The sequence below is a fragment of the Citrobacter sp. RHB25-C09 genome, assembly GCF_013836145.1.
Lineage (GTDB): Bacteria > Pseudomonadota > Gammaproteobacteria > Enterobacterales > Enterobacteriaceae > Citrobacter_A.
Map to the genome: position 1 here is coordinate 2890726 of NZ_CP057483.1, position 20641 is coordinate 2911366.

The 20641-nt window shown below is 47.3% G+C and carries 34 protein-coding genes and 1 tRNA gene; 11 read left to right on the forward strand and 24 right to left on the reverse strand.

The genetic code is table 11. The features are described from left to right. Positions 1-72: 72 nt before the first annotated feature. Positions 73-423 (reverse strand): HNH endonuclease, encoded by a 351-nt coding sequence (locus HVY19_RS13535; RefSeq protein ID WP_181681089.1) that lies wholly within the window; start codon positions 421-423, stop codon positions 73-75. Positions 424-516: 93 nt separating this feature from the next. On the opposite strand from HVY19_RS13535, the gene HVY19_RS13540 reads away from it, so the two are divergent. Further along, entirely contained in the window at positions 517-846 is a 330-nt protein-coding gene (locus tag HVY19_RS13540; protein WP_181681090.1) for a hypothetical protein, read from the forward strand. Positions 847-850: 4 nt separating this feature from the next. On the opposite strand, the gene HVY19_RS20865 is transcribed toward HVY19_RS13540, so the two are convergent. The 17 genes from HVY19_RS20865 to HVY19_RS13620 form a co-directional block, all read right to left on the reverse strand. Continuing rightward, positions 851-985, reverse strand: a complete 135-nt coding sequence (locus HVY19_RS20865; protein WP_256435867.1) for a hypothetical protein — start codon at positions 983-985, stop codon at positions 851-853. A gap of 71 nt (positions 986-1056) precedes the next feature. Continuing rightward, entirely contained in the window at positions 1057-1284 is a 228-nt protein-coding gene (locus HVY19_RS13545; protein WP_181681091.1) for a hypothetical protein, read from the reverse strand. Between the two features lie 101 nt (positions 1285-1385). Further along, positions 1386-1949 carry a hypothetical protein gene (locus HVY19_RS13550; RefSeq protein WP_181681092.1) on the reverse strand — a complete coding sequence of 188 codons (564 nt, stop codon included), beginning with the start codon at positions 1947-1949 and terminating at the stop codon, positions 1386-1388. After that, positions 1946-2428 (reverse strand): TIGR02594 family protein, encoded by a 483-nt coding sequence (locus HVY19_RS13555; RefSeq protein WP_181681093.1) that lies wholly within the window; start codon positions 2426-2428, stop codon positions 1946-1948. The genes HVY19_RS13550 and HVY19_RS13555 overlap by 4 nt, the downstream gene beginning before the upstream one ends. A 13-nt stretch (positions 2429-2441) precedes the next feature. Next, entirely contained in the window at positions 2442-2789 is a 348-nt protein-coding gene (locus tag HVY19_RS13560) for a phage holin, lambda family (RefSeq protein ID WP_044266859.1), read from the reverse strand. Positions 2790-2934: 145 nt separating this feature from the next. Beyond that, a complete protein-coding gene (locus tag HVY19_RS13565; protein ID WP_181681094.1) occupies positions 2935-3987 on the reverse strand; it encodes a site-specific DNA-methyltransferase in 1053 nt (350 codons plus the stop codon). 376 nt (positions 3988-4363) lie between these two features. After that, on the reverse strand, positions 4364-4939 hold the full coding sequence (locus HVY19_RS13570) for a hypothetical protein (RefSeq protein ID WP_181681095.1): 576 nt from the start codon (positions 4937-4939) through the stop codon (positions 4364-4366). A 201-nt stretch (positions 4940-5140) separates the two neighbouring features. Next, on the reverse strand, positions 5141-5899 hold the full coding sequence (locus HVY19_RS13575) for an antitermination protein (RefSeq protein WP_181681096.1): 759 nt from the start codon (positions 5897-5899) through the stop codon (positions 5141-5143). A 13-nt stretch (positions 5900-5912) separates the two neighbouring features. Further along, entirely contained in the window at positions 5913-6902 is a 990-nt protein-coding gene (locus HVY19_RS13580) for a DUF968 domain-containing protein (RefSeq protein ID WP_181681097.1), read from the reverse strand. Next, positions 6899-7582: a DNA-binding protein gene (locus HVY19_RS13585; protein WP_090049447.1), complete on the reverse strand. Its 684-nt coding sequence runs from the start codon at positions 7580-7582 to the stop codon at positions 6899-6901. Before HVY19_RS13585 ends, HVY19_RS13580 begins: the two co-directional genes overlap by 4 nt. 16 nt (positions 7583-7598) lie before the next feature. Further along, a complete protein-coding gene (locus HVY19_RS13590; RefSeq protein WP_181681098.1) occupies positions 7599-7988 on the reverse strand; it encodes a RusA family crossover junction endodeoxyribonuclease in 390 nt (129 codons plus the stop codon). Then, positions 7985-8308, reverse strand: a complete 324-nt coding sequence (locus tag HVY19_RS13595) for a LexA family transcriptional regulator (protein ID WP_181681099.1) — start codon at positions 8306-8308, stop codon at positions 7985-7987. Before HVY19_RS13595 ends, HVY19_RS13590 begins: the two co-directional genes overlap by 4 nt. Further along, the gene (locus HVY19_RS13600; protein WP_181681100.1) at positions 8305-9180 is read right to left on the reverse strand and encodes a phage N-6-adenine-methyltransferase; all 876 of its coding nucleotides are present in this window, start codon (positions 9178-9180) and stop codon (positions 8305-8307) included. The genes HVY19_RS13595 and HVY19_RS13600 overlap by 4 nt, the downstream gene beginning before the upstream one ends. Further along, positions 9180-10034 carry a conserved phage C-terminal domain-containing protein gene (locus HVY19_RS13605; protein WP_181681101.1) on the reverse strand — a complete coding sequence of 285 codons (855 nt, stop codon included), beginning with the start codon at positions 10032-10034 and terminating at the stop codon, positions 9180-9182. Before HVY19_RS13605 ends, HVY19_RS13600 begins: the two co-directional genes overlap by 1 nt. Then, entirely contained in the window at positions 10024-10203 is a 180-nt protein-coding gene (locus HVY19_RS13610; RefSeq protein ID WP_181681102.1) for a DUF4222 domain-containing protein, read from the reverse strand. The genes HVY19_RS13605 and HVY19_RS13610 overlap by 11 nt, the downstream gene beginning before the upstream one ends. 163 nt (positions 10204-10366) lie before the next feature. Next, entirely contained in the window at positions 10367-10921 is a 555-nt protein-coding gene (locus HVY19_RS13615; protein ID WP_125339915.1) for a YmfL family putative regulatory protein, read from the reverse strand. A 28-nt stretch (positions 10922-10949) separates the two neighbouring features. Then, positions 10950-11147, reverse strand: coding sequence for a Cro/CI family transcriptional regulator (locus tag HVY19_RS13620; protein WP_072040068.1), 198 nt, complete (start codon positions 11145-11147; stop codon positions 10950-10952). A gap of 92 nt (positions 11148-11239) precedes the next feature. Here HVY19_RS13620 and HVY19_RS13625 point away from each other — a divergent pair, with 92 nt between their 5' ends. The 6 genes from HVY19_RS13625 to HVY19_RS13650 all read left to right on the forward strand — a co-directional run bounded on the left by HVY19_RS13625 (position 11240) and on the right by HVY19_RS13650 (position 16101). Further along, entirely contained in the window at positions 11240-11902 is a 663-nt protein-coding gene (locus tag HVY19_RS13625; protein ID WP_181681103.1) for a S24 family peptidase, read from the forward strand. 593 nt (positions 11903-12495) lie between these two features. After that, entirely contained in the window at positions 12496-12867 is a 372-nt protein-coding gene (locus HVY19_RS13630) for a hypothetical protein (RefSeq protein ID WP_001515608.1), read from the forward strand. Between the two features lie 56 nt (positions 12868-12923). Next, complete coding sequence (locus HVY19_RS13635) at positions 12924-13751, forward strand: DUF2303 family protein (protein ID WP_181681104.1); 828 nt, start codon at positions 12924-12926, stop codon at positions 13749-13751. A 320-nt stretch (positions 13752-14071) separates the two neighbouring features. Beyond that, positions 14072-14644, forward strand: a complete 573-nt coding sequence (locus HVY19_RS13640; RefSeq protein ID WP_181684284.1) for a 3'-5' exonuclease — start codon at positions 14072-14074, stop codon at positions 14642-14644. Positions 14645-14686: 42 nt separating this feature from the next. Beyond that, a complete protein-coding gene (locus HVY19_RS13645) occupies positions 14687-14896 on the forward strand; it encodes a hypothetical protein (RefSeq protein WP_181681105.1) in 210 nt (69 codons plus the stop codon). 2 nt (positions 14897-14898) lie between these two features. Beyond that, the gene (locus tag HVY19_RS13650) at positions 14899-16101 is read left to right on the forward strand and encodes a phage integrase Arm DNA-binding domain-containing protein (protein ID WP_181681106.1); all 1203 of its coding nucleotides are present in this window, start codon (positions 14899-14901) and stop codon (positions 16099-16101) included. On the opposite strand, the gene HVY19_RS13655 is transcribed toward HVY19_RS13650, so the two are convergent. Both HVY19_RS13655 and HVY19_RS13660 read right to left on the reverse strand, forming a co-directional pair. After that, complete coding sequence (locus HVY19_RS13655; RefSeq protein WP_181681107.1) at positions 16066-16977, reverse strand: hypothetical protein; 912 nt, start codon at positions 16975-16977, stop codon at positions 16066-16068. The genes HVY19_RS13650 and HVY19_RS13655 overlap by 36 nt on opposite strands. A gap of 4 nt (positions 16978-16981) precedes the next feature. Beyond that, positions 16982-17182 (reverse strand): hypothetical protein, encoded by a 201-nt coding sequence (locus HVY19_RS13660; protein ID WP_181681108.1) that lies wholly within the window; start codon positions 17180-17182, stop codon positions 16982-16984. A 202-nt stretch (positions 17183-17384) separates the two neighbouring features. Here HVY19_RS13660 and HVY19_RS13665 point away from each other — a divergent pair. After that, a tRNA-OTHER gene (locus tag HVY19_RS13665) sits at positions 17385-17467 on the forward strand. A 108-nt stretch (positions 17468-17575) separates the two neighbouring features. On the opposite strand, the gene HVY19_RS13670 is transcribed toward HVY19_RS13665, so the two are convergent. The 4 genes from HVY19_RS13670 to HVY19_RS13675 all read right to left on the reverse strand — a co-directional run bounded on the left by HVY19_RS13670 (position 17576) and on the right by HVY19_RS13675 (position 18662). Then, a complete protein-coding gene (locus tag HVY19_RS13670; RefSeq protein ID WP_181681109.1) occupies positions 17576-17749 on the reverse strand; it encodes an addiction module toxin, GnsA/GnsB family in 174 nt (57 codons plus the stop codon). A 204-nt stretch (positions 17750-17953) separates the two neighbouring features. After that, positions 17954-18184 (reverse strand): hypothetical protein, encoded by a 231-nt coding sequence (locus tag HVY19_RS20805; RefSeq protein WP_249419082.1) that lies wholly within the window; start codon positions 18182-18184, stop codon positions 17954-17956. Between the two features lie 66 nt (positions 18185-18250). Continuing rightward, the gene (locus HVY19_RS20810; RefSeq protein WP_249419083.1) at positions 18251-18466 is read right to left on the reverse strand and encodes a cold-shock protein; all 216 of its coding nucleotides are present in this window, start codon (positions 18464-18466) and stop codon (positions 18251-18253) included. Beyond that, positions 18450-18662, reverse strand: coding sequence for a cold-shock protein (locus tag HVY19_RS13675; RefSeq protein ID WP_181681110.1), 213 nt, complete (start codon positions 18660-18662; stop codon positions 18450-18452). Before HVY19_RS13675 ends, HVY19_RS20810 begins: the two co-directional genes overlap by 17 nt. Positions 18663-19050: 388 nt before the next feature. On the opposite strand from HVY19_RS13675, the gene HVY19_RS13680 reads away from it, so the two are divergent. The 3 genes from HVY19_RS13680 to narP all read left to right on the forward strand — a co-directional run bounded on the left by HVY19_RS13680 (position 19051) and on the right by narP (position 20614). Beyond that, positions 19051-19221, forward strand: coding sequence for a YnfU family zinc-binding protein (locus HVY19_RS13680; RefSeq protein ID WP_181681111.1), 171 nt, complete (start codon positions 19051-19053; stop codon positions 19219-19221). Between the two features lie 271 nt (positions 19222-19492). Continuing rightward, entirely contained in the window at positions 19493-19705 is a 213-nt protein-coding gene (gene cspF / locus HVY19_RS13685) for a cold shock-like protein CspF (protein ID WP_181681112.1), read from the forward strand. A gap of 261 nt (positions 19706-19966) precedes the next feature. Then, positions 19967-20614 (forward strand): nitrate/nitrite response regulator protein NarP, encoded by a 648-nt coding sequence (gene narP, locus HVY19_RS13690; RefSeq protein ID WP_181681113.1) that lies wholly within the window; start codon positions 19967-19969, stop codon positions 20612-20614. The last annotated feature ends 27 nt before the right edge of the window (positions 20615-20641 follow it).

Sequence of the window (20641 nt, forward strand, 5' to 3'; positions counted from 1 at the left end):
CGGGCAGTCCGGAAGGTGTGCGGTCGCAGAGATTTGACCTCCCCCTCCCTTAGTTGATGATGACATTGATTCTCAGCTGAGCCTCTCACGAGCAGTCTTAGCTGCGTGACACGACCAGCACAGACTCTCAAGGTTGCTGTCTTCATCAGTGCCGCCGTGAGCCTTCGCTTTGATGTGGTCGACACAGGAAGCCTGCTTGGCAATCCCCTGACGCAGATGGTTCTGGCATAGAGCTTTGTCTCGCTTCAGAATGCGGGCCCGTATCACTTCCCACTTCGTTCCATATCCGCGCTGGTGTCTTGATTGCCCTGGCTTGTATTGCCGCCATCCTTCGCCTTTATGTGATTCGCAGTAGCCTGACGGATCGGTTGTTGTCGAGGGGCAACCGCGAACACGGCAGGCTTTTGGTGTACGTGGTGGCATCTTTGTATGTCTCAGTTTGTCGTGGGAGAGTAGTTCTCGCACTGCTTTATCTGTATAAATGATGAGGTTATTTCAACAACAGGAGCTTCAATTGTGACTAAAGAATCACAACCATTTACCGTCAGACCTGAAGGTGAAGTCGTGGTAAAAAAAGAAAATGACGGGACGCTGGCGGTTTCGTCCGACAAGCCGGTTACTCTGGACATGAATAGTATCCTTTCAATAGGCGTTCAGAATGTAGTGGATATTAGTAGCTATCAACTTGAACATCTGGAAAATTCCACCAGACATTTCATTGAATTTCATGGCGGAGGAACTGTAACTCTCGAGTATTCACGGGATGGGAAAATATTAAATTGCTCAATACGCAACCTTAAGTCTGAAGTTGAGGGCGGCGAGCGAATTATGGTGATGCAAAAGTAGACAGTTAATCTGCTTCATTAACCAGCTTAAGCAATTCGGCATTCACTTTTTCGAACCATGCCGGACTAAGTCGACTACCAGCCATCACATTTGCAGATGTGGTGGCTTTTTTATCTTTCATTTTCCTATTATTTTTCATTGCTCATAATTCCATTAAATTGCCCAACAAAAAAGCCCCGCTACTGCGAGGCCTGTGTTAGTGAAGAGAAATCAAAATATCTCTTCTATATGGAAGATCCCGATGAATTCCCCATTTGGGCCACCGAAAATATCATCAGGTGATTTATCTTCATCAGCTTCTACTATCACCTGCGTTTCTCTAGTTCCTGGTACATAGGAAACATTCAAATCATGATCAAGGTAATGCTTAAATATATCACTCAACGCGCGATGTTTATCATATGAGTTAACTGTCAGTGAAAACTTTCTCATAGCCATAGAGCCTCCTTATATTGAAATAAGGATTGTACTACACATCCTCTTTCTCTATCACATGGAATGCCATTATCACAGGCACTCAGAGAATGACTGCTGTAATGCTATTGCCGGTCCTGCTCAATTTGTCTAATACCCGCCAATTGGTTATTCGCTTTTTCAATAGAGGCCAGCAACGGCTTAATCCAGAGAACAGCCTGGCAATATGTCAGGGTGCTGGAGGTAATGGTGCTATTACCGGCTGCGTCAGCGTTCCCGGAATCGGTGTACATTGCCCCGGTACGTAAACGGTGTGTGTATTCGAGCAGCCCGCCAGCGACATCAGCAGGAACAGGCAGATCACAGGTTTTTTCACGACGGAGGATCTCCCGGTATTCGATAACAGTTTTATCGGCGCTTGCATCAATCAGAGAATTGTTGCGGCTGGTGTATTCGGCAATCTGGTTAAACCGGTTGAAGTTGAAGGCCTGCGTCGCGATAACCTGATCCTGTAGCGCGTTATCATGCTCCAGAACACGCTTATCGCTTTGTGCCGTTCTCAGGTCAGCCTGACTGTTTGCCAGCAGCACACCGAGAATAGTGATAGCACCAACGACGAAAACCACCGCAATGATTGCCAGCCACCAGCGCCATGACGTTTTCAGTGATGCCAGTAGAGCTTCAATCATGATTCTTTCATCGAACTGGTGCCATTCATCAACGGTAACAGGCGGCTATCCCTCTGCTCGTTAACCGGCCAGCGATAACCCGTCACGCGGGAACGTGAGAATGCACGAATATTGATAGCGTCAGACTGGTTACCACCGAGGACCATCAGGTCACCGTTCTGATGCTGCCCGACCACAAATCCGACATGGCCGCCGCCGTCGCGACTGAATACCACCACACAGCCATAGGCTGGCTCGCGAAGTTCGACGCCCCAGTTGAGATAGGATTTTGCAGACTCGAAACGGGTGGATTTGATTCCGACGCGCTCAAGCATCGACCCGACGTAAGCGGCACACCAGGGCGTTTCATCATCTTTAATTCCACCTCGTTTAATATCCTTCCAGAACTGGAGAATTAACGGATTGTGTCGCGGGCCTTTAATTTCCATCTGCCCAATGTATTTACGGCCTTCCACCAGCCAGCGCGGTTCATTTTGCATTGATGTCACCTGTTCACACTTTGTTGTTGTCGCCACCGACACGACCGCCGATAAATCTCATTGCGAAACTGCGGATTGCATCCACGCCAATAAGACCAACGCCGCCACCAATGGCTACAGACAGAGATTTAGGCCATCCAAAGAACTCAAGAGCTGACGAAATAGACAGCGTCAGGACACCGCAGAGAAGGATTTCGAGTACCTTTTTCTTTTTGCTCCCATTACCGCCGAAATACGCAATTCTCAGACCAGCAACAATAAGTGACATGAGAACCGCGCCCAGTGGCGTATCTCCGCGCCACCAGCTCTGGAATAACTCAATAAAGTCAGTCCAGGATTGGGGATCGTTGTGCATTTTCATAAGCCTCACCTCCGATAGTTCGGATGGCGCTGTGTGTGATTGAAAGAGATCAGGCTTCCGGGCTCTTTTGTAAAAGTGAAAAAAAGAAGGTGATTCCCGGAGCCTGAAGATGATGATCACCACAGCGGGATTGACGTGATGATCGTTATGTCTTATTCAGTTCGCGGATTTCCTCCACAGTCTGAATAAACCGTTCTGTTTCAAGCTCAACACCAATTGCCTGTCGACCCAGTGCCATAGCCGCTTTAATGGTTGAACCGGATCCCATGAAGAAATCAGCCACAACATCACCCGGCCTGCTGCTGGCGTTGATGATCTGCTGCAACATGTCTGCTGGCTTTTCGCATGGGTGTTTGCCGGGATAGAACTGAACCGGCTTATGCGTCCAGACATCGGTGAAAGGGACAGTGACTGAAACAGAAAAGAATCGCCGGAGAGACTTATACTCTTCCAGCAATTCTGAATACTTCCGGTTCAACGAATGCCACGTGGCCACCAGCTGGTGGTGTGGTGTGTCGAGCTCATTGTTTAGATGCTTATCGAATGCAACCTGAGTGAACAGTTCCTGCAGTTTCTGGTAATCCGCTTCGCCTGGCAGTTGCCACTGAGATGCGCCAAACCAGTGCGAGACCATGTTTTTCTTCCCGGTCGCATCGGCAATCTGCTTAGAGGAAACCCCCAGCGATTCACGCGCGTCACGGAAATACGAAATCAGCGGCGTCAGCACATGCTGTTTTAGCTCGTTACTTTTCTCCGCGTATCCATCACTCTTGGGCTTATACGGGCCCTGGTAATGTTCAGCGAAAAGAATGCGCTCAGTCGCCGGGAAATATGACCGCAGACTTTCTTTGTTGCAGCCATTCCAGCGACCGGAAGGTTTTGCCCAGATGATGTGATTAAGGACACTGAACCACTCCCGCATCATGATTTCAATATCAGACGCAAGGCGATGCCCACAGAACAGGTAAAGGCTACCGGCGGGTTTCAGAACGCGCCAGAACTCAGCCAGGTATCCATCAAGCCAGCGTAAAAAATCCTCGTCCCCTTTCCACTGGTTGTCCCATCCTTCAGGTTTCACCCTGAAGTAAGGTGGATCTGTAACGATAAGGTCAATGGAGTTATCAGGGAGAGAAGCGATGTAATGCAGCGAGTCAGCGTTGATTAACTCAACACTGTTTATTTTTACAGTATTTTTCATAGATCAGTAAGCGTAACTCTGGTAGGCTCACTATGCTTTTGCGCTAAAGCAGTGGGCCTAGGTTAGCTTGTGACCTGAAAGCATGAGCTGATGGCTGGCTGGGTGCTACAACACCCACCAGCCGCCCATTTCCACAGCAGAAAACCTCCATCAAAGGAGGAGTATGTAACACCTGAATTTTTTGTGTAATATTCCTGTCGTAAGCATTCAATGAGTATGTACCGATAATCTGAAAGGCTTAGACAGCCGTAAACTTTATTGCCAGAAATAGGGGAGGATATTTTGCCCACCAATTATTTATATTAGTCATCCACAAAGTGTTGTCTAATATAAGCCACCGAATAGTGGCTTTTCAGTTTATACATAAATTTTAAATCTAAGGTTTTCCACGAATTGGAATACGAATCGCCAAACCTTTGGGGATTTTGACTTCAATGTCATCTGCATCCTTCCAAAAAATCCTAAATTCATCCTGCCAGGAATCTTGGGAAGATTTAAGAAAATGATTTCTATGATGTAAGTTTGTATAACTACATTCACCCATCACCCCGGTTATTCCTATTTGCTCATCTAATATATTTTTTAACTCAATAACATCAACAATTTCTACACAGGCTTCTTTTTTAAGCTTTTTAGCTATAAAATTACTTCTTCTGTTCGCTAAGCATAAAATCACCCCGTCTTCAACCTTTCGATCTAATACTATATTTTGCATATATATTCCGGGTGCTGATAACGACCCTATATATCCTTGAGCATTAGGTCCAAATTTTACTCTCCCATCGAATATAGCATCACTATGTGTCGAGTTATCAATTTGATTTTCGTCCGGAGTATATATTCCTAACCTGTCCTCTCTTCTATACTTACTTGCCTTGAATAAGGGAACTGTTCCACCATTTATCCAGGTATTAGCATATCTCTCAAACTGTAAATAAAGATACTTTTTCATCCTTAATCTACTCATGTCATGTTGAATATTTCTATTAATTTAATTCAAAAAAACACAGTAGAGAAGTAATCTTTTTGATGATAAAAACCCGCCGAAGCGGGTTTGTTAACGTTTGACATTCAATGCCCATCGTTAAGAAAATGCTAACCACATTTTTTGAATATTGCAAGCATCGCGCAGCGAAAATCATTAAAAATGTGGCTATCGTGTCACTTTTCGTAATTGTAGCTCTGCGAATGCCTCTTCCTGCCAGCATTTAGTGACCAGCTTATTGATCACTTCACCATAACCGCTGTACCAGTTGTAATTTGTCAAATCAGGAATGACCCTTTGCACCTGCTCCCTGGCAATTGTCGTTGGCAGCCTGCTGTAACGGTTGCCATTACAACGACCACATACTTTCATCACTGGCACGCCATGGAGTTTCGTGCGCTTCTCATCAAGTACAGTTCCCTTCCCCTTACATCCTCTGCATGCTGTCGAGATAGTTCCCTTACCCTTACAATGCTGGCAAACTTCTTCGACTTCCTCATTGCGGATCATCGGCTCTACACCTTTTACGCCTGGGTGTTTTACAACATCACACATTGAACGTAACACCCCTTCACCATTGCAATGTGGGCAAACTGATTTACTCGCCGCTGAACGGGAATAGTCCTCATATGCAAACTTCACCAGTACAGGAAGAATTTCAAGACGAGACTTCTCACTTAGTTTTTGTAATACCGGATTTTTCATTGCCAGGGCGTAGTTAAAAAGCCCCTCCAGTGCAGGTGCTGGATCCTGTATTCCCATCTTTGCCAGAAACAGATTAAACCCAAGTGGTGCCATTGACTGCACCATACCCTGCGCAGCCATCACATCAGTGATTGTTAATGCCTCAGAGCTGGTTCCCGGCGTTTCATCATTTAGTTTCGGTGATTTTGGTGAGTAAAATTTTGGTAATGATTCAAGGTTCATACGTGTTCTCCACTTACGCCAGCACACCAATTGCAAGCGCGCGATCGATAAAACGAAATATCAACTCCAGCTGCGAGCCATATTTCTCTTCGAATGTCACGGTATCCGCATGTAACTCGTCGTGATGCTTTCTGCACAAAGGCAACACCCAGAGGTCATGCGCTTTTGTCCCCATACCACCCTGACCGTGACCTATCAGGTGGTGCGGATCATCTGCCTGCGTACCGCAGCAGGCACACGGCTGAGCCTTCACCCAGCGCGTGTATTTCTCATTTTCCCAGCGTCTCCGCTTCGGGCGTAGCATGAAGCTTTCCGGCGATTCCGGATCAATCCTGAGCGTCAGTACCTTCTTCACCTTCTCCTGCACAATGCTGGTGGCCGGTAACGAGGGCACAATATCGCTTTCTCGCATGAGCGATTTCGGTTCTTCAGCCGGCAGTCTCAGCGCCTTATGCGCAACACTTTCAGGAATAACATCGCCCAGATCATTTCTGACCATCCACCAGCACAGCTCCGGGAGGGTCAGAACATGCGACTCTGGAAAACCTAAATCCGTACGGATGACTGACATAATCCAGGATACCAGGTTTTTGCTGGCTATACCTGCAAGCTGTTCCGTGTATTGTCCAGCGAGGGTGTGGTCGCAGTACCAGCACAGCCGGATACTCCCTGGCTTATGCCGCATTATCGTAAAATTCTTGTCGTGCCATGTTGAATGGGGCCACTGGCATTCGAACTTTTTGTTTAACCAGTCATCAAGCGAAGACAATCCACCAGCGCGCTGAATAACGCGCTGATCCTCAAATATCTCACTCATTACCGGATCGTCTGCCAGGGGCTGAACCGCTGCCGGCACAGGACCAGTATCGTAAGAGGCCATGTTTTCCGGTTCTGGCTCGAGTAAGACCCGACCGCGCATGAATAGCGGCATCAGTTCAGCGCCGGGACGGAAAAGCACAACCCCCATTCGATGAGCAATTTCAGGTGTCAGCAAAGCCCTCACGCTGCCTGCCCCTTAGCAATATGTTCCGCCCATAGACCGCCGATCCAGCGCACCCCCTTAGCCGTAAACCGCGCCTGGCTGAATGCGTGGTTTGAAGTGACAGAGGTCCCAGTCTTAACCTCAAATCGCCCCGCATCAATGTGCGCCGCCATCGGTGTAAGCGTACCGCCCAGGCGGTAAAGGATGCCGCGATCTATCAGAAACAGACGGAACTCGTTTTCCTTTGCCTTAAGTAATTTTGCCACCTGTCGAAACGACATTGACCCACTGGCAGAACAGTAGCGATCGACAAATTCCACCTTTGGCGCCGCGGCTGCCAGTTCAGTGGCTAGTTTCTGCTTTTGCTCCGCCAGATCGGCGGCAAGCCGAAGGGCTTCTGAGAATGACTGAGGGATCGCCAGCTGTTGCGCCTGCTCCAGTTCCTGCCATCGATCAACGAGCCGCGCAGTGAATTCAGGCGACAACTGAGCCACAACCACATAACTGTCCCGCTTTCCTATCAGGTAGACGGCTACCGACTGATTGAGGTGATTTTTAACTTCCCCCATCGGGGGGAGTTTAATAACACCGCGCTCTGCCAGCCGTTCAATTGAGCGCTTAACGTGGTCATGACGTGATTCCACTAAATCAGCGATATCACTGCTGGACATGGTTAACGCCTCGGTTGTTAACTGATTCATAATTGCTCTCCACTTATCAGGCGGCTGCACCCGCCCCCGGTTCAAATTTGGTGATCGTGATTTCCACTTTCCCCTTCGGGATAATCGGCCCCCACTCCACCAGCATTCTTTTCACCTGGCTGTCGTCCTCCCAGATCCCAGCGTGGGTAAGAGCGTCAAACAGCGCTTTGTTGTAGTTATCCAGATCCCGGATCCGGTTGTCCGGCGGGAACAGGATTATTTCGACAGACGCCGGTGACGATGACGGCTTAGGGAGCATGCGCAGTTGTTCAATGATTGCCGCACATGCTGACGACTGGAACTGGCGACCTTTGGCACTTATCAGGTGACGACCGGCAAGCGGCCCCTTATTCGGAGCGCGCCAGTATGTGTTCACACTTGGAGGAAACGGCAGCACCAGTTTCATAGCCGGATCCCCTTGTTCTTGAGATAGGCGATTGCGCGGTCCTTCGCACCATCCTCACCATTCACAAGCGCATGCAGCAGGGAATCTGCATCAGCAACGTTTTCCAGATCGTTGATGGCTATTCCCCGCGAAACACCACGCGTCAGGGTGATAGCCCCTTTCCTCTCCAGCGCGCGCAGATGATCCGCAGCTGCATTTGGGGATCTGCATCCCAGCAGCCCCGAAAGTTCTGTATTGGTTGGAGGATAGCCATGCTCGCGTTGAAAGCTGATCAAGGTCTCCAGTACATGCTGCTGGCGAGCCGTGAGAATTTCTTTCACGCGCTTTCCTCCAGAATGTTGACCATCTGAGCAGAAGCAACGGCAATGATCTCGCTGGTGGGCATACGTTCAAGCCATAGCTGATTGATATTGCCTTTCAGCTTGTTCTGCTGTGACTCAGTCAGGGCGTCAACGCCATCCACCTGGTTAAACACCAGACCAACCTCGAGAGGCCAGATACGCGATTCGACTTCTGGCAACGTCAGCGGCGTAACAGGCCTTACTGTTTCTGCCTGCTGGGCCTTACCAGCGGCAAATGTGACCAGCGACATAAACGCCTTCCCTTTTTCCTCCAGATCGGTACGGCTGATGTAGCTGAAACGCTCGCCGCGCCATGACTTATCGAAGATTGCAATGGCGCCAGCAAAGAAAGCACCAGTGGGTTTCTGCTTATCGTCAGCAGGAACAAACCACACAGGGAGATCGAAGCCAATACGGCCACGAATAAACATGATGTGATCGGCGTCTTCCGGCCACCATGTTTCACTTGTCGCCGCTTTAATGAGGAACACGTAACGCCCACCCTTTTCACGCATCTCCATTGTGTGATCCATAATGTGGGTCATGCCGGTGATCGCCTGTTTCTCGTGGTACTGAGAGCGGCTATATGGTGGATTCCCGAATGCGGCTCCGCCGATTGACTCCAGCATTTCCGACCAGTCCTGCACCAGCGCGTTATCTTCGGCGGTGTACCAGACCGGGCACTTCGCGTTATCGTCGTCAGCAAACAGATCCAGAACCAACGGCCCGAATATTGCGTTGATCCCCCAAAACAACAGATCCGGAGTACGCCATTGATCGCCAACCTCTTTCAGTTCGTGGGCTGGTTTGCTACGCAGTTCCGCCAACGCCTGGCAATATTTGTTTGTCATTATCCCCTGAACCCCTCTGGAATTTTGGTATCAACCGGACCGACCTTCATTGGGTCATGTTTCTTTTCGCCCCAGGATTCACGTGGCGGACGCCCCTTCTTGTCCCAGCGGATCCCGCTTTGCAGATACCCCTCAAATTTTTTCGGGCCAAACAGTGTTTCTGGGCGCATGTACTGGTACTGCTCATCGTTGCCGTTCCAGTGCTCGTGTTTCAGGTCGATAACCAGTTGCAGGTCAGCAACGCTGTAACCTTCACGCAGACGAGCACGAATATTTTCCAGCGAGGTTTTTGATTTCTGGTACCGGGAGCCGCTGACCTGGTTCAAATGGGTTAAAACCAGAATGGCGTTATCAGTGATCGCCACTTCCGGGTCTGGTTGCGACGCAACCGGACAAGAAGGTTTTTTACCTGATGGATCAGTAGTTGAATTTACTGACGGATCCCCGCCAGATTCTGACGGGTGAAAACCGCCATTCTGAGCGGATTTTGACGCCTCAAATTTTGACTGGTCAGATTTTGATGCGTCAGATTTTGACGGGTCAGAATCTGACAGGTGAGCGAATGCAACTGTCTGGAGTTTTGCCACATTCAACTGATAAACATTGGAAGCATTTCGATTGCCCTGTCGCCGCGCTTTGCGTGACAACCAGCCATCGGCTTCAAGCTTCGCTATTGCCGTTCTGACAGTGCTGACGCCTGCGCCAAGCTGTCTCGCAATTGTTTCGATGGAAGGCCAGCAGACACCTTCGTCATTGCTGAAATCAGCCAGGCGCGCCATGATAGCCACGCTGGATAACTTCATTCCTGACGCTGCACAGGCATCCCATACATAGCCTGTTAATTTAGTGCTCATAGTCGCCCTCTATTTCCCTGAACTTTCGCTGAAACTGCTCAAGCGGGCTGAAACACTCATGCTCATAGCCTTTACGCAGGTAGATACCGCGGTGAGTTTCCGGCTCCCATCTGATAACGCGAACGGGGATGCCGTAGTGGTCTTTGAACCATCGGTTAAGTTCTCGCATAAGGATTCCCCTCTACGGCGCCATACCCCCACAATTGCCATCGCCCGACTGTGGTTACACGGAACCCAGCGGCCTGATACCATGCGCTCATACCGAAACATGATGTAACCCTGAACCGGGAATGCACGTAGTTGCGGTATGCGGTTCTTTACCGTTAAACTGTTCATGCGTTAGTTTCTCCACTGATACGACACGCCACGGCGCCCGGAGCTGCACACTCGCGGGCGTCACTCTTTTTCGGCGCACAAAAAACACGGAAAAGAAGCGTTAAGTGTTCCTGCCATTTAGCCATCACCTGATAGCTGTTCTCTTCGATCTGCGCGCGTTCCTTCTCATCAATCACGCCGTCGGCTGTTGCCTTGCGAACGTACTGTGAATGCTTGCCAATCCACTCGACTGACTCCATCAGGCGCTGGTTGATATCGCCGTTCTCAATCTCTTCAACATCAGCCAAAGGCACAAAAACACCGTTGGAGTGACGTGCGATAGCATTCGCAATATGGTTTGAGCCACCAGCTCTCTGTAACACCATTGCCCAGCCAAGCGGGAAGATCTGATCACCATCAGCCCGAAGGCGGTTAAACAGTGCATTTTCAGTAACGCCCAACCACTCAGCAGCCTCGGCATAACCGCCAGGCAATTCGGTGATCGTCTTTTTGATTGCGCCCACCAGCCAGGATGGTTGCTTATCAACTTTCCATTCGGGTTCTTTTCCCACGGCTTGTTCCTCTCTTCTGTGGTTACGTTTAGGCTGCTGAATCTGTAGTCTTTTGGTAAAGACCAGCGTCATATTTCAATTTGCCTTTTGTGATTCGTTCGATCACAAAGGCCTGTTTCTCTGGTATGACTTCACCCCATCTGCAAACTGCTGGGTGAGAAATACCGAGTGCATATGCGGTTTTGGATACACCGCCAAAATGCTCAAGAACTTCTGATTTACGCATGTTCCCTCCTGGTTAACCTACGGCCTAAAGGTAACAAAAGGTACATCAAATAGCAAACAACAGTTACAGGAAAACAATGTAACATTCGTTACATGAAAACAGAGATGAAAGACCGGATCAGATCAAGGCGTGTACAGCTCGACATAACGCAGCAGACCCTAGCTAAAAAGCTGGGGGTTAGCCGTGTATCTGTAACAAAATGGGAAAGCGGAACCACAAAACCAGATGGAGAGAACCTTCATCAGTTAGCGCTGGCGCTACAAACTACCCCGGAATGGATTCTCTATGGTCAGGGTGATGATGGAAAAGTTGATGACACAAAATTAGTGCCATACTTAAAATCACCAACCGCCGTCCCTATTATTTCTGCTGTGCAGGCAGGCCTGTGGACTGATACCTATGCATGCTCAAGGCTGACTGATGTGATTTCTTGGACTCAAACAACTGCTAATGTTTCTGATGAAGTTTTTGGTCTAGTCGTTCGCGGCGAATCGATGACAAACCCACATGGACTACCTTCAATACCTGAAGGCTCTATCGTAATCGTTGAACCACACTATGGTCAGCTAGATGACCTTTATGGGAAGATCGTAGTTGCGGTTTTGGATGGTTCCGCTGAAGCTACGGTGAAAAAGTTAGTATGGGATAGCCCTTTTGCGTATCTCATGCCTCTTAATCCTGCGTTTAAACCCATTCAGATTGACGGAAATTGCAGAATCGTTGGAAAGGTTGTTCAGATTACGCAAAACCTATAGTCCTAACCCCATCATGTAATGCCAGCGACCCCGCTGGCTTTTTTTTACACCGAAAGGTAACAAAAAGTACATTACACTCTTGACCGTAATGGTAACTAAAGGTACATTTCAATTACACCGTAGGAACCATTGGTTACCACGGAAAGTTCCCTGTTCTGGCTGTTCACTTTCCCCTTGAGGGTGTCAGCCAGCCTTTTCAGGGCACAACATGCAAGCGCACTCCTTCACTTACCAGTTATGGGTGACAGGTGTGAAACGGCGGAGTGCGCTTGCAGTTGTGGTGAAGTGCAGCCCTTAGAGGTAACCAGAAGATAAGCATCTGGCGCCACAACCCAATCACGTAGCCAGCGTGGTACCAGGAAGTAAGAAAGCTGTGTGTAGTCTTGGCGGTACCAGGGTCTTCAACCTGACAAAAGGAGGACGAAGATAATGTTCTACCTCGGTACCGCCCTTTTTTACAAAACAGACAAGGGCATCACCGGGCGACGGGCTCATAACCCAATCCACCCGGGCGGTTGCAGCCGCAGGTGCTCTTGTCTGTTTTGTGGAGAAACTAACTGGCGGTTGCGACCGCCAACTCGAGGGTTAAGACGATGAGTAATGACCGCATGACCGTAGTGCCCGATTTCCTGGGCGAACTGGATGCCGGCGTGTTCATGAACAAGATCGCCGCAGCGTTGAATACCACCGCGCTCGGCGTTCTGAACAACGGCAACAAAGGCAAGGTAGTCCTCACCTTTGATTTTGAGCGTATGGGTAATTCCGTCGAAGAGAAGCGCGTCAAGATCAAGCACAAGCTGAACTACAGCACCCCGACGCCGCGCGGTAAAGCGTCTGAAGAGGACACAACCGAAACCCCTATGTGGGTCAACAAAGGCGGGAAGCTCACCATCCTCCAGGAGGATCAGGGGCAACTGTTCGGGATCACCGGCGCGGTGGACGGAAAGCTTAAAGCGGCTCAGTGATCCGCAGCAACAAATTCACTGATACCAATTCGATCATCAGTTAATAAGGAATTTCTATGTCTCAGTTAGACAACGGCACATTTCAACAGGTAAAAGACCTGGTTCTTTCTGGCTACCATCTGAATGATATTCAGGGTCTGGCATGTCCAACCGCATTGTTACCTCAAGGAACCAGCGTTGAAAGCCTCGAGCGTTTTTCTCTTGAGCGTTTCCGCTTTCGCGGCGCAATGACCACGACCAGCATTGATGACTTCGCTCGATACTCGAAGGGCTACGCCAGCGCCGCCGAACCCGCCCGTTGCTTTATTGACGCTGACAACATGACCGCCCGATCGGTTTTCAATATCGGCTCCCTGGACAATCCAGGACATGCCGATAACGTTGCCGCAATTACCCTGAAGAAAACAGCCCCGTTCCGCGCGCTGCTGCAAATCGATGGCCAACGTCTGAAGCAAAAGCAAATCGCCGAATGGCTGGAAGACTGGAGCGATTATCTTCTGGCGTTCGATGCTGATGGTAATACGATTCAGATTTCCCAGGCCGCCCAGGCTGTACGCCGGATCACTATTCAGCAGGCAACCCAGCAGGATCATGAAACAGGTGATTTCGCGGGCAAACGTTCACTCATGCAAAGTGTCGAAGCCAGTAGCAAAGATGTCATGCCGGTGGCGTTCGAGTTCAAGTGTGTGCCGTATGAAGGGCTTGGCGAGCGCCGCTTTAGTCTGCGTAACAGCCTGTTGACTGGTGATGAGCCGAGCTTTGTTCTGCGTATCGTCCAACTGGAAGCCCAGGAAGAAGCGATCGCCAACGAGTTTCGCGATCTGCTGATCAGTAAATTCGACGGTGAATCAGTAGAAACCTTCATCGGTAACTTTAAAGCGTAATTGCTCAGCATTAAATCCCCGGCGCCGCGGGGATTTATTGAAGCGTAATTCCTTTATATATCGCCATCTGGCGAGGGATTCGTGCAACCCAAAATCGTGCGGTGCAGCGCACAAATTAAGGAGAACTAACGATGGGTTTTATCCAGACTCTTTCCGGTAAGAAGTTCGATTATATCAACTCCACCATTGACGATATTGATATCGAGGATATCGCCGCCGCGCTAAAATTTCTGTGCCTGCCAGTTGGACAAACATCAAAGCAATTTGGGCTAAAGGTGTTGAGCTCTTTGCAGCAGTATCAAAACAGGAGTCCTTATAACGTGAACAATTTAATGATCGACCTCGAAACTATGGGTAAAAAACCAAATGCGCCGATCGTTTCATTGGGTGCTGTTTTCTTTAATCCTCAATCCGGTGAATTAGGTCCCGAGTTCTATGCGGTAGTCAGCCTCGAAAGCGCTATGGAGTCAGGCGCAGTTCCTGATGGCGATACTATTCTTTGGTGGATGAAACAAAGTGCAGAAGCGCGGGCGGCAATTTGCGTTGATGATGTAATGCCGATCTCCGATGCACTTTCAGAACTGGATCAGTTTATTGTCCGGCACGCCGACAACCCGAAATATATGAAGGTCTGGGGAAACGGTGCCAACTTCGACAATGTCATTTTACGCGGAGCCTACGAACGTGCAGGTTTGTTTTGCCCGTGGGAATTCTGGAATGATCACGACGTTCGAACAATCGTAACCCTCGGTCGCACGATAGGATTCGATCCAAAGCGAGATATGCCATTCGATGGAGACATGCATAACGCCCTGGCCGATGCGCGCCATCAGGCTAAATACGTGTCCGCTATCTGGCTGAAATTGATACCGACCACCAGCACTGATATTTGATGTTACAGCCCGGGTGCAGCCGGGCTAAGTGGAGAAACAGCCATGGCAAAGCTAATGAAGGCGAGTCAATGGGGACGTCGTGAATTCACCAATGACTCAGTCCCTGACAATCGAACTATTAAACGTTGGGTCGAGAATGGTTTACTCATGGGGCGTATCGTGGACGGTTCAGTTTTTGTCTGCGAAACAGAGAAATGGGGTGTCGACTCAATGGTTAATCAAGCAGTTCGCCAGTTAATTAATGAGGGCTGACCATGGCGGCAAGGCCAAGAAAAAGAGAATACCGACATCTGCCAGACTATCTGGTCTTTGATAAAGAACGCGGGGTTTATAAATTCACACTTATTACCGGAAAGAAAAAAAATATTGGTAAGGATCGAGCCATAGCAATAGCTATCGCTAGAGAGTACAACCTGAGAATGAGACCTGAGCTCTCTCCGTCAGTTGATAATCTCATTAGGGAATCTGGTGGGGTTACCGGTGAAGCTAAACCATTTGCTGAACATGTGGATCGCATTATGGCCCGAGCTATTGAGGACGAGCGCCCTTCTCAGAGCACCCTGGATGACTGGAAAAATGACGCTCTACGCGTGAAAGAGTTCTTCGTGAATGTTCCGGCCTGCGATATCGAACTGGAGCACGTTAACGCATACATCAATCAATACCATGTCGGCGCGTCTGCAAACGTGCAAAACAGAAAAGTCAGCTTCCTGAAAAAGCTGTTTTCGTATGCGGTTGATGAATCCCTGATGCTCGATAACCCGGCAACCAGGAAGAAAATGCGCAGGACCGAAGAGAAGAAAAGACAACGCCTGTCTCTCGATCATTTCATGGCTATCCGTCGCGCTGCGGAACCATGGCTAAGAACAGCGATGGACCTAGCGTTACAGACGACACATGCAAGGCTCGAAGTATCGCGGATCCGGTATTCAATTCGGGAACCGAAAAACGGTGTATGTGGTTGTGTCTGGCTCGAACAACCAGAGAATGGAATATATGGAACGCTTTATATCCACCGCCAAAAGGTACAGAAGAAGGAAGCCTCGCATGTTGCGATCCCCATTGGTGATGAACTAAAGCGTATCATTGATGACAGCCGGGATAATGTGGCAAGTCCGTATGTCGTTCATCGACTCCCGGAACGGCAGATAAAACGGAGTAAAGAAGTCTCGCATCCCACGCAGGTAGCCCCTGACTATTTAAGTCGGTCATTTTCTGCTATACGCGACAAACTCGGGTTATGCGATCACCTCGCAATGGATGAAAGGCCAACATTTCATGAAATTCGCGCGCTTGCAGCTCATCTATTTGACAAGATAGGGGTAGATCCACAAAGTCGAATGGCTCACAGCGATGTAAAATCAACAAAGATTTATACCCAAAATCATATCGACTGGGTCTGTGTACCTCACGCAGAAATTTTAGCGGAATTTGAAATTATTCAAAAGTTTCGCTAGTTTCCCTAGATAAGTTTCAGTTCGCAGGTCAATAGTTTCTTCCTTCATAGAATCATTTTCAGTTCGCAGGTCAATAGTTTCTTCCTTCATAGAATCATTGACCTGCTCGAAAAGTTCAAAATCGAACCAAGAAAGATGAGAAATTTCATCTGATCGAAATAATATATCCATATTTTTAACTTTATATTTTTTCTGAGAATCAGATGTAATAGCCGAACTCACTGTTACTTCAGAAGGATAGGAATTCGTAAATGTAATAGACAGGGTGTCTTTATCTCTATAACCAGACATAAGAGGGAAAATTGATATATAGCTATTTGGAGCTTCACTTTCTGTAGGCTCCTGAATCCCGTTTACTATGCCTACATAAACCTTTCTTGAAGACAAGGTGATCAGCATTGGCGACTTAGGATTACTTTCCAGTGCATCTAGAAGCATGCTATCCAAAGTTGAATTGGAAATGGTTTTTCTTAAAACACGAAGCTTTTTGGCGTGTAGAACATTTTCATGATGTTGTTTTTCACAAAAAAAACCTAGTACCATATTCTTCGCCCAAATTATAACCACCCAAATTAAAGAAACTAAAATTGATGACAATGAAATTAGAGAAAGCCATGTCTCAGCTTTATTATCATTTATTATTTTTTTAATATTAAGAGTATCAGCCAACATTCCTATTGGATGAAAATTTGGAAAAAAAAACTTTATTATAACCGCTGCTATGATTACAAAAACAACGCTCATTGTGCCATGAGCAGCAACTTTTAAGTAGAGAAGTTGTCCATCACATCGATGCAACTGATAGTAATGATATAAATTAGCGACTACAAGAATGTAGCCGCTAACGAGAATGGGAATTAGTAGTAAAGCGATCAATTAACTAAGCCTTTTCCTTTGCCTTTTGCTGAATCTGAACTTTTACTGTACGCCCTACAATTGCTGCTGCACGTTGCTGCATATCCCTTACTTCTGGGAGATTGGCGATTTCCTCGGAAGGTATGTAAGCACCGCCTCTCGAACCAACTCTGATGCGAGCATAATCTACCATGTCATGGAAAGGTCTTTGTTTGATAATTGCCATTCACTCCTCCTCGTCATGCTGAGGTTTCAACACAATCTTATGTCAAGGAAGAAACCGTGGCAAACTTTTATCAAAAAAAATGGTTGTGATCAAAAGGTAAAAGCATTATGGGGTAAAACATCATGTAACCCATTGATGGGTATAGCGCGAATTTTGCGAAAAAAGCACTGTTTGTTTATACATACGAATGGTTAACGACACCAGGCACGGAGCGACTTACAGAGCTTTAGAAGCGGTGTCATGGGGTGTCGGGGGTCGGAGGTTCAAATCCTCTCGTGCCGACCAAAATTCCCCAGAAAAACCAGCCTTCAACGGCTGGTTTTTTTATGCCTGTGGTTTAGCATCATCTCACGGAACGATGATGCTCTCATAAATGTGGGTTGGCGATGTCGGTTAAATTAAATCAATTTTAATATCATAGCTTTCCAACCCCGTCATTTTTTCACGGGCAATAAACTGGATGTCAGCGACTTCCTTACCTGTCTTTTTTTTGAGTTCTATTATTTTTTTAGTAATGAAATCAGAAATTTCCGCTTCTGCTTTTCTTTTTAACTCTTCGGTTTTCATTATGCACCTCTTCTGGTCTGTAACGGCATCTTTCCCGTCAGATCCTGTGATTCATATGATAACTTGTACTACCATTTATATATAAACGATAAGATGGAAAGTTTCAATAATCAAGAGGTTAGTGAATATTCTTTGACCTAATCTCGCTCAAGAATCGCACAATGCTTCACAGCATAACGGTACTCATGAATTAATTAACGGTCTTTATTTACAGAGTTTAGATGCAGATTCTAAAATTTCTTCTGAAGACACAGTCCGATCAGAGGCCACATAAATAGTTTTGTGATCTCCTGTAATAGATGGAAAACCTGCGGACATGACTTGTAGGCGGGCTTTTTCCCCATTCGGGTACTCACACATTATTGTAGTATTAGCCTTCATTATTGACATTACTACCGCCGATGCTGAGTTAAAAAAAACTATTACATTTTTCATAATTTTCCTGTAATGAATCTATGAATAAGAACGGCATAAAAAAGGGCTCCAAAAGGAGCCCAAATTTTATTTTCTGAAATCTAATGGTGTCTGACCAGAACGAATGTACATTGCAACATTATCAAATGTAATCATTGTAGTCTTACAAAAAATGCATTTCGCACCGAAAGGATTTTTATCTGTGACATCAAAAGATGATGTTCTGTACTGAGACCCATAGCAACAAGGGCATCGAAAGTGAATATTATTAGTAATAGCAGTATCCTTAAAGGGGGACGACATTTACAGCCGAAGGCCCCTTTGGACCTTGTTCAACACCGAACTCGACTTCTTGATTCTCATTCAGTGTTTTAAAATCGTTACTCTGAATCGCAGAAAAATGTACGAAAACATCCTTACTGCCATCTTTTGGAGTGATAAAACCAAACCCTTTTTCAGGGTTGAACCATTTAACTAAGCCAGTCATTTTATTAGACATAATCATTACCTTTTTGAGTAAGCCCTTGGGCAGAATGGTCCGAAAAAAATTATCAGAAAGAAAAAGCCGACAAGGAAATCTCAATAGGAACAAATAATAAAAATATTACAGTAACTGCTTCAGATAAATTCGTAACAAACCAGCTTTCATTAACGCATGATTAGCACCACATAGCAAGGTCTAGTTTTGTAAGTAAACAGTCACACTCTGTAGCAATAACCGTTCATCATTTCAGGGCTATGAAAAATGGTAAAGAGCGTGATTACTGGCAAAAAATTTGAAAAACCGCTCACTTAAAATTCCAGCTATGTTGAGACAGTACATATAAATACCAGATCTTTTTTGCTATTTGATGTATTGTTAAAGCCCATTTACACAGGAAAAGCCTATGTCAGAACGTAAAGACTTAAAATCACGCCGCAATTACCTTGTCACCTGTTCCTGCCCAAACTGCATTCAAGAATCGCAACACAGTTTCTCAAGAGTACAAAAAGGTGCTCTTTTAATCTGCCCGCATTGCAATAAGGTCTTCCAGACAAACGTCAAAGCGGTTGCCTGAGAATTTCGCGAAACGTAAGGCCATTGGCATTCTGTTTTGCTAAGCCCGGCAGTGAAATTGTGCTGTTGGGTTAATTATGCTTCTCACTGCATATCTCCATCAGGGTGATCGTAGAAACAATGACCTGGATTTTCCGCTGCGGCAACGACATTCGTTTCCTGAGTACCTATAGCGCCATTCTCGATATAAAATGCCACCCTTAACCTTTTTAGTTGGCACGTATTGATTGCATCTGTATAGTGGTTTGGGTTATCAGCATTAAGGAATTTATTTGTCCCGTAAAATGACAGGAATTGTCAAAACCTTTGACTGCAAAAGTGGCAAAGGGCTTATTACCCCCTCCGATGGTCGTACCGATGTTCAGCTTCACGTTTCCGCCATTCACCTCCGTGATTCAGAAAAATTAATGCCAGGGCTACGCGTTGAGTTTTGTCGGATAAATGGTCTGCGTGGGCCATCAGCAGCAAATGTTTATCTCTCATGATCTGTTATGACACCTTTACTGCCGGATACGGGAATGTTGTACCATTGACCATGCAGGGCTGGCATGTATCAGCCCTTCAGACTTGCTTTTCTCTCAGAGCACCATCGCCCGTTCGCGTTTGACTTTCTACGTCTCGTGCAGGTTTTACTACGTACCCACACGTAATCTGGGGTAAAATTCCTGTACTCAACGCTGCCATGAACCTGGACGTTTCAGGCGCTAAAAACAATAATGATTCTAATAACATCTCGGGAGATGACTATGCCTGAAGCAACGTCTTATCAGGTGCTGGTGGTAGACGATCACCCCCTTATGCGGCGCGGTATTCGTCAATTACTGGAGCTGGATCCAGCATTTGATGTGGTTGCCGAAGCCGGCGATGGTGCAACGGCGATTGATCTGGCGAACCGCCTTGAACCGGATTTGATCCTGCTAGATCTCAACATGAAAGGTCTGAGCGGTCTGGATACGTTGAACGCCCTGCGCCGCGATGGTGTCACCGCACAAATCATTATTCTGACCGTGTCGGATTCCGCCAGTGATGTGTACGCCCTTATCGATGCTGGTGCCGATGGGTATTTGCTAAAAGACAGCGATCCGGAAGTGTTGTTGGATGCCATTCGCAAAGGCGCTAACGGCGGGAAGGTATTTAGCGAGCGCGTCAGTGAATATTTGCGCGAACGCGAGTTATTTGGCGAAGAAGAGGATCCGTTTAGCGTTCTTACTGAGCGTGAACTGGACGTTCTGCATGAACTGGCGCAAGGCCTGTCTAATAAGCAGATTGCCTCAGTGCTGAATATTTCTGAACAAACGGTGAAGGTGCATATTCGCAATTTGCTGCGTAAGCTCAACGTGCGCTCACGCGTCGCCGCGACCATTCTGTTCCTGCAAACCCGCGGGATGCAATAGTAGTGTAAATGCCCGATGGCGCTACGC

What these genes read in the sequence shown, in the direction of transcription:
- HVY19_RS13535 (WP_181681089.1), bottom strand. Translation starts at nt 423, where the DNA reads ATGCCACCACGTACACCAAAAGCCTGCCGTGTTCGCGGTTGCCCCTCG.
- HVY19_RS20865 (WP_256435867.1), bottom strand. Translation starts at nt 985, where the DNA reads ATGAAAAATAATAGGAAAATGAAAGATAAAAAAGCCACCACATCTGCA.
- HVY19_RS13545 (WP_181681091.1), bottom strand. Translation starts at nt 1,284, where the DNA reads ATGGCTATGAGAAAGTTTTCACTGACAGTTAACTCATATGATAAACAT.
- HVY19_RS13550 (WP_181681092.1), bottom strand. Translation starts at nt 1,949, where the DNA reads ATGATTGAAGCTCTACTGGCATCACTGAAAACGTCATGGCGCTGGTGG.
- HVY19_RS13555 (WP_181681093.1), bottom strand. Translation starts at nt 2,428, where the DNA reads ATGCAAAATGAACCGCGCTGGCTGGTGGAAGGCCGTAAATACATTGGG.
- HVY19_RS13560 (WP_044266859.1), bottom strand. Translation starts at nt 2,789, where the DNA reads ATGAAAATGCACAACGATCCCCAATCCTGGACTGACTTTATTGAGTTA.
- HVY19_RS13565 (WP_181681094.1), bottom strand. Translation starts at nt 3,987, where the DNA reads ATGAAAAATACTGTAAAAATAAACAGTGTTGAGTTAATCAACGCTGAC.
- HVY19_RS13570 (WP_181681095.1), bottom strand. Translation starts at nt 4,939, where the DNA reads ATGAAAAAGTATCTTTATTTACAGTTTGAGAGATATGCTAATACCTGG.
- HVY19_RS13575 (WP_181681096.1), bottom strand. Translation starts at nt 5,899, where the DNA reads ATGAACCTTGAATCATTACCAAAATTTTACTCACCAAAATCACCGAAA.
- HVY19_RS13585 (WP_090049447.1), bottom strand. Translation starts at nt 7,582, where the DNA reads ATGAATCAGTTAACAACCGAGGCGTTAACCATGTCCAGCAGTGATATC.
- HVY19_RS13590 (WP_181681098.1), bottom strand. Translation starts at nt 7,988, where the DNA reads ATGAAACTGGTGCTGCCGTTTCCTCCAAGTGTGAACACATACTGGCGC.
- HVY19_RS13600 (WP_181681100.1), bottom strand. Translation starts at nt 9,180, where the DNA reads ATGACAAACAAATATTGCCAGGCGTTGGCGGAACTGCGTAGCAAACCA.
- HVY19_RS13605 (WP_181681101.1), bottom strand. Translation starts at nt 10,034, where the DNA reads ATGAGCACTAAATTAACAGGCTATGTATGGGATGCCTGTGCAGCGTCA.
- HVY19_RS13610 (WP_181681102.1), bottom strand. Translation starts at nt 10,203, where the DNA reads ATGCGAGAACTTAACCGATGGTTCAAAGACCACTACGGCATCCCCGTT.
- HVY19_RS13620 (WP_072040068.1), bottom strand. Translation starts at nt 11,147, where the DNA reads ATGCGTAAATCAGAAGTTCTTGAGCATTTTGGCGGTGTATCCAAAACC.
- HVY19_RS13625 (WP_181681103.1), top strand. Translation starts at nt 11,240, where the DNA reads ATGAAAACAGAGATGAAAGACCGGATCAGATCAAGGCGTGTACAGCTC.
- HVY19_RS13630 (WP_001515608.1), top strand. Translation starts at nt 12,496, where the DNA reads ATGAGTAATGACCGCATGACCGTAGTGCCCGATTTCCTGGGCGAACTG.
- HVY19_RS13635 (WP_181681104.1), top strand. Translation starts at nt 12,924, where the DNA reads ATGTCTCAGTTAGACAACGGCACATTTCAACAGGTAAAAGACCTGGTT.
- HVY19_RS13645 (WP_181681105.1), top strand. Translation starts at nt 14,687, where the DNA reads ATGGCAAAGCTAATGAAGGCGAGTCAATGGGGACGTCGTGAATTCACC.
- HVY19_RS13650 (WP_181681106.1), top strand. Translation starts at nt 14,899, where the DNA reads ATGGCGGCAAGGCCAAGAAAAAGAGAATACCGACATCTGCCAGACTAT.
- HVY19_RS13660 (WP_181681108.1), bottom strand. Translation starts at nt 17,182, where the DNA reads ATGGCAATTATCAAACAAAGACCTTTCCATGACATGGTAGATTATGCT.
- HVY19_RS13670 (WP_181681109.1), bottom strand. Translation starts at nt 17,749, where the DNA reads ATGAAAACCGAAGAGTTAAAAAGAAAAGCAGAAGCGGAAATTTCTGAT.
- HVY19_RS20805 (WP_249419082.1), bottom strand. Translation starts at nt 18,184, where the DNA reads ATGAAAAATGTAATAGTTTTTTTTAACTCAGCATCGGCGGTAGTAATG.
- HVY19_RS20810 (WP_249419083.1), bottom strand. Translation starts at nt 18,466, where the DNA reads ATGTCGTCCCCCTTTAAGGATACTGCTATTACTAATAATATTCACTTT.
- HVY19_RS13675 (WP_181681110.1), bottom strand. Translation starts at nt 18,662, where the DNA reads ATGTCTAATAAAATGACTGGCTTAGTTAAATGGTTCAACCCTGAAAAA.
- HVY19_RS13680 (WP_181681111.1), top strand. Translation starts at nt 19,051, where the DNA reads ATGTCAGAACGTAAAGACTTAAAATCACGCCGCAATTACCTTGTCACC.
- narP (WP_181681113.1), top strand. Translation starts at nt 19,967, where the DNA reads ATGCCTGAAGCAACGTCTTATCAGGTGCTGGTGGTAGACGATCACCCC.